The organism is Chryseobacterium mucoviscidosis (assembly GCF_002177115.1).
GTDB lineage: Bacteria > Bacteroidota > Bacteroidia > Flavobacteriales > Weeksellaceae > Chryseobacterium > Chryseobacterium mucoviscidosis.
In genome coordinates, this window is the sequence record NZ_MVAG01000149.1 from 1 (window position 1) to 5,463 (window position 5,463).

Here is a 5,463-nt window from a genome sequence, read left to right on the forward strand (position 1 = left end):
CCTTCTTTTTCTTCAAATTTCACAATATCAAAATAATCCACTAAGTATGGTGGAAGCAAAAACTTTAGTAATTCTTGATCGTTTAGCATTATACAAAGATAAAACTACTTAACATTCCTCCCCAACTTTTGAGACTGATCCCTATTCAGGTTGACTAAACTTTTTGCTTAGCCCCCAACTTTTGCGTTTGATCCCTTTTAGGCAACAAAATCAAACTTAAATTAGTATAAAGTAATTAGAATTACAGAATCAAATAGAATAGTAAACTGCTGAAAATAGCTTTAATAAACAAAAAAGCACCTACAAATCTGTAAGTGCTTGATTTAAAAAGTGGTCCCACCTGGGCTCGAACCAGGGACCACCTGATTATGAGACGAAATAAGTTATTTTACATTTTGTTTCATTCTTTTTCATTAGACTGATTTTCAACAAAATAAGCATTCCCTATTTTTCATTCCATTATAATATTTTACATTATTCTGATAAAATGTTTCACCTATGTTTCACCAGATATTTTAGTCAATTTGCAGAAACTGCAAGAACTGCAACTGTTACAACAATCCCTCATCATTAAAACTTGTATAGTTATCTTTCGTAATAATAATGCTGTCAAGTAGCGCAATATCAAGTAATTTACAAGCTGTTTTAAGTTTCTTTACTATGGCTAAGTCTGCACTACTTGGGTTAAGATTACCACTTGGATGGTTATGTACCAGTATAAGTCCAGTTGCTATTTTGTTTATCTGTTGAACCTAATAATAAATATGCAAAAGATTCCATCATGTATCTCTCAAAACTTATACAATCCTAGTTGTAATATACTTAACTTTATCAACTCAAAAACCAGTGTTTAGAACTACTAATAAGTGCTCTCTGAATCCCTTGTGAGAACTCAAATGCATTCAGATTCCTGTCAAGAAAAGTATCTATATAACTGCTCTTGTTAGCCTGTGTAAAGAGATTATACACATTCCAGAGGTTAATATCTCCATTTTCATTCCTACAAAAGCTTTTATCTTCGTAGTAATCTTTAGCTACTGTATTAAGTTGACTGTCGTTAAAGTTAAGGCTGGGGATTGCCAATTTCTCTTTCTTAGGCAAGTGTTGATACAGCCTTGACTTACCCAAAAGCTGGGCAAATTGATGCTCTGTAAGAAAACTGTGTGATAAGGATTTCATGACCTCCAGGTGGCTTTGTGCATTGTAATTCTCAATAACAGCAGTAACTTTCTCTTGTAACTCATGATAATTTCCCACTCTCATTTCTTCAACAAAACCATCAGAAGATACACAGAGATTACAGCACACCTTATTCTGAAAACCAATAAAAAACTTGAACTTTTCAAATGTTTTCTTGTTATATAAGTTCTCCAGGTTATAACTCCTTACTCCACCTAAAGTTAAAGCCAGCTCATTACCATTAATAGTATCTACAATAGATGGTATCTGAACAATAAATGCCATTCTTTCATAATAAATGGTCTTCTCATGGTCAAGTAAATCCTTAGCACTCTTGTAAATAGCATCAGGAGTTCTACCTTTGATTTGGTGTGACACCCTAATTTCAGGATTACTGATACTGTGATGAGGAAACAGTTTTAATACTGTATTAGTAACAATATCTATAAACTCCTGGTGTGCAATGGTCTTTTCGTTATCCTTACTGAATACAGGAATAATGCAGTCACTTTTAAGGTGGCTCAAATCTACCTGCAAGGTGTTGGCTTCAATGAATGGTTTATGAACATAGTCAGAGTCTGTTGCATCAGTAGTAGTACTGATTGTATTAGAAATCAAAAGAGGTTGAACACTTCTTGGCTCAACCTCTTTAATTTCATTCATTCTGCTTGGGTAAAACACCTCTGCATCTTGGATATTTACAGCCTCCAGGTTAAGCTGACTGCTTCTTTGAACATTGTGCAGTTCCATTACTGCTGTATTATCTGTGTACTCCATTGGTTGAAAAGTTTTGGGGATTTGACAATTTGATTAGAAATGATTTTCTTGCTTCATATTCAGGTTTTAATTCTTCCTGGTATTCAGGATATTGTTTGTAGAGTGCTAAAAGGTCACTAATTGTATTACAATCTCCAATTTTACTAATCAATTTACTTATCTCATTAGAGCCCAGGTAACTTTGTTCAGAGGTTGAAGGGGTTACCTGGAGTTTAGTAATAGTTCCTGTATTGCACCAGTCAAGAATCAGCTTACCTGTTTGAGAAGTTATCAGAAACTCAGGTTTGTTCATAAAGAGTCCTGTTCTGTCCTTACTTGCTTTAGCCAAATGATTATCATTGACTAACTCGAAATTGATAGTAAGTTCATATTCAAAGCCATCTCTGGTAATCTCTTTTGTGCCATGTTTTACAACTTTAGTTTTACCATTAGAACCAATATCTAAAGAATAATCCATCTTTCTTCTGGTAGTGGTAATGATATGACAGCTTGATTGCAGAATTTTATTAATGAATGCCTGATGTCTTGGGGTTACATTAGCCCAATCCTGAAATCTTCCACCCAATTTTTCATGGATTTCAAGACATCCACCAGAGCCATTCCATTCATGACTGGCAGAATCTATGATAATAACTTCAATTCCTGACTTTTCACACAATTCAATGGCTTGAATATACCTTTCAGGGCTGTAAGGTGCTTGTAAATCCAGAACATTATAATTTCCTAAGTCTGAATACAGAGAAGCTGAGGAATTTTCTGTGTCTATGACAGCTATTTTACTCCAGTCCTGTGTCATTCCATAGGCTAATAAAAGGGAACTTTTCGATTTCCCAAATCCACTAGCTCCTGATAATCCTAATCTGAGCTTTACTTGTTGTCTTTGTGATTGTTTTAATTGCATAATTTTTTACTGTTTTAAATGGTTAATATTTACTCTTGGAATTAAGAGTATTGTTTAATTGTCAATGGTTGATGTTAAAAATAGATTTATAGTTTAATCCTACTGATAAAAGAATACACATTCAGGACAAAAAGCCATTAGAGGAAATCCTCAAATAAAAGATATCGTATATAATCTTTTTAACAATATCTTTTATTGGGGGAAACCCTCCATTGGGGAAAGGTGTATGTTATTTTCTTTTCCTGCTTGTCTTTTTTTCTAATCCAGGTTTAAGATATTTTTGAATATCCCTGTGTCCTGGAAAAATAAAATCCTCTTCATCCTCTTCTCCAAACATTTTGGTAAGTAATTCAATAACTTTTTCAGGATGCAGAAAGAAGTAATTAACCTGCTGTGGTTTTCCTTCAAATGTTCTTGTTTTCTTCTCAACAGAAATAATTCCCAATTCTTTAAATCTGCTAATTATTTTTTCTGCTCTGTCTTTCTTGATGCCTACTTCTTTAAATATCTTTTCTTTAGACCAGTAAAATGAGGTAAAGCCTGATTTTTTGTACTTGATAAGTAGTGCCTCAAAAAAGACTCTTTCATCACAAACAAAGAAATTGCTGTCATATTTCATAAAAGTTAGTAGTCTTGTTCCAAAGATTGTATCATAATCTATCATATAATTCTCAAATGCAGAATAATCATAGACATTCATATTGACTACAATCTTGTCAAAAGGGGTTAATGATGGTGTATTATTTTCAACAGCCATACTGCCATCTTCTGTAACTTTTACTAAAATGTACTTTGGATTGTTGTTTTCTTGGAAATTTTCTTCAAGAGTAATGTCGTGATTGTAGAGTTCTATTTTTTCAGACCTCTCTTCAAAATCTTCACTATATTCTCCAGGTAACTTCTGGGAAGGGAGATTACTTTCAATCCCATTTTCTTTATGAAAATCCTCTTCTAAAGGGAATTCATTCATAATATTAATGAGTTAAAAATTTGTAAAAATTGAAATTAAGAATTTTCTTAATTTTATTACACAAGGATATTTCTATTTTTTCAGATTAAATTTAATCTTGGCTTATAAATCTAATAATCTTCTGTTGGCTTTATCCAGTTCTTCATCATCAAATTCTTTCAGATAGGTCATAGTTATTTGTACATTAGAATGCCCCATCAGTTCAGAAATCAAATCTGTACTTGTTCCTTTCTTTTTAAGGATGGTTGCAAAGCTGTGTCTAGCTACATAAGAGGTTACATGAGATTCAACACCTGCAATTTTAGCTATCTCTCCTAATTTTCTATTATAACGACTTAAAACTTTATGTTTTCTGTATTCAATCTGTTTTGGTGTCATATCATCACTTAACAGTATTGGGAATACATAAGAAGTATTCTTTGTTTTATCTTTGTAAAAATCAATTATTTCCTGCGCCTTATCAACAATTTCTATATTAAATCTGCCTTTGGTTTTGGCTCTGGTATAATATAATCTGTCATTAACTATATCTGATTTTTTAAGGTACATCATATCCACAAAGTTCATCCCTCTTGTGTAAAATGAAAACATAAAATAATTGTATGCTTCCATAAGATGGGGAAACTGCGACAAATTAACATCTTTCAACTTTTTAAAATCTTCTACTGTCAATGCTCTTTTGTTGGGTTTTGCTTTGAGCTTGGAAACCTTGTAGTATTTAAAGGGATAAATATCCTGTGATATGATTTTTCTATTAATAGCTTTATTAAATATTGCTCTAATTTGCCTCATCTTAAAAGCCATTCCTCCATTTTCATTTCCTCTTGAACGCATATATACTTCATATTTTTCAAGTAACTCTGGGGTCAATTCTTTGAATTTAACTATTGTTTTGCCTGGATGGTTCTCATTTATAAATTTTACCAGAGATTCTTTTGCTTCTTTATAGGCTCTTGCATTTCCTAATCTGTCTGACTGCTCCATTTCTTTAATAATTTCTTCTGTAAAGTCAAAAAAATTGTCATTGGTTTCTGGTACTCCCCTAAATTTTCTTTCAAAAGATTCTAGGGTGAAATCTTCATCGTTAAGCTGAAAATTTCTGATTATACTTAACGCTTCATGTTTTTGTTTTATAATAAAGCCATTTTCAATTTTAAAGTTGGGATGAGGCTTTATAAACTGTTCACTAACAAAGTGTTCTTTAAAACCTTTTAAACCAATTGAGATTTCTTTTTTTCTTCTATTTTTTGTTATACGCAAGTAAACCAGATACTGACCATCAGACAAAGGTTTACTACCCATAACAACTTTTATTGTTGCATGGTTATTCATTTTTCTAGATTTAGTTAGTTGATAAAAGCCTGCCTGGAAATAGGCAGACTTAAGAAGTTTAAATTATTTTTTTAAATTCAAACTTTTGAAATTATAAAGAGAATGTTGAAAATAAATATCTATTAATTTTAAGCAGTTGTCAAAATCAGCATCTGTACAAACTAATTTATTAGGCTCTATTCTTTCTTCTACAAACCTTAAAGCAGAAATTATCATACATAATTTAATTGAATATCCGTTTTCTAACCTAAAGCTGTGATATTAGCAATAATCAGCCTTTCAAATAACTTTTCTCCAAAATATC

The 5,463-nt window shown here is 31.9% G+C and carries 5 protein-coding genes; all 5 read right to left on the minus strand.

Going from position 1 to position 5,463, the window contains the following annotated elements:
- Window positions 1-551 precede the first annotated feature (551 nt).
- Window positions 552-743 carry a JAB domain-containing protein gene (locus B0E34_RS18990; protein WP_087712052.1) on the minus strand — a complete coding sequence of 64 codons (192 nt, stop codon included), beginning with the start codon at window positions 741-743 and terminating at the stop codon, window positions 552-554.
- Between the two features lie 88 nt (window positions 744-831).
- Window positions 832-1,956 (minus strand): DUF3871 family protein, encoded by a 1,125-nt coding sequence (locus B0E34_RS18995; protein ID WP_087712045.1) that lies wholly within the window; start codon window positions 1,954-1,956, stop codon window positions 832-834.
- The gene (locus B0E34_RS19000) at window positions 1,940-2,857 is read right to left on the minus strand and encodes an AAA family ATPase (protein ID WP_087712046.1); all 918 of its coding nucleotides are present in this window, start codon (window positions 2,855-2,857) and stop codon (window positions 1,940-1,942) included. The genes B0E34_RS18995 and B0E34_RS19000 overlap by 17 nt, the downstream gene beginning before the upstream one ends.
- Window positions 2,858-3,086: 229 nt before the next feature.
- Window positions 3,087-3,827, minus strand: coding sequence for a hypothetical protein (locus B0E34_RS19005; RefSeq protein ID WP_087712048.1), 741 nt, complete (start codon window positions 3,825-3,827; stop codon window positions 3,087-3,089).
- Between the two features lie 102 nt (window positions 3,828-3,929).
- Window positions 3,930-5,159, minus strand: a complete 1,230-nt coding sequence (locus B0E34_RS19010) for a site-specific integrase (RefSeq protein ID WP_087712050.1) — start codon at window positions 5,157-5,159, stop codon at window positions 3,930-3,932.
- Window positions 5,160-5,463: the final 304 nt, after the last annotated feature.

What these genes read in the sequence shown, in the direction of transcription:
- B0E34_RS18995 (WP_087712045.1), bottom strand. Translation starts at nt 1,956, where the DNA reads ATGGAGTACACAGATAATACAGCAGTAATGGAACTGCACAATGTTCAA.
- B0E34_RS19000 (WP_087712046.1), bottom strand. Translation starts at nt 2,857, where the DNA reads ATGCAATTAAAACAATCACAAAGACAACAAGTAAAGCTCAGATTAGGA.
- B0E34_RS19005 (WP_087712048.1), bottom strand. Translation starts at nt 3,827, where the DNA reads ATGAATGAATTCCCTTTAGAAGAGGATTTTCATAAAGAAAATGGGATT.
- B0E34_RS19010 (WP_087712050.1), bottom strand. Translation starts at nt 5,159, where the DNA reads ATGAATAACCATGCAACAATAAAAGTTGTTATGGGTAGTAAACCTTTG.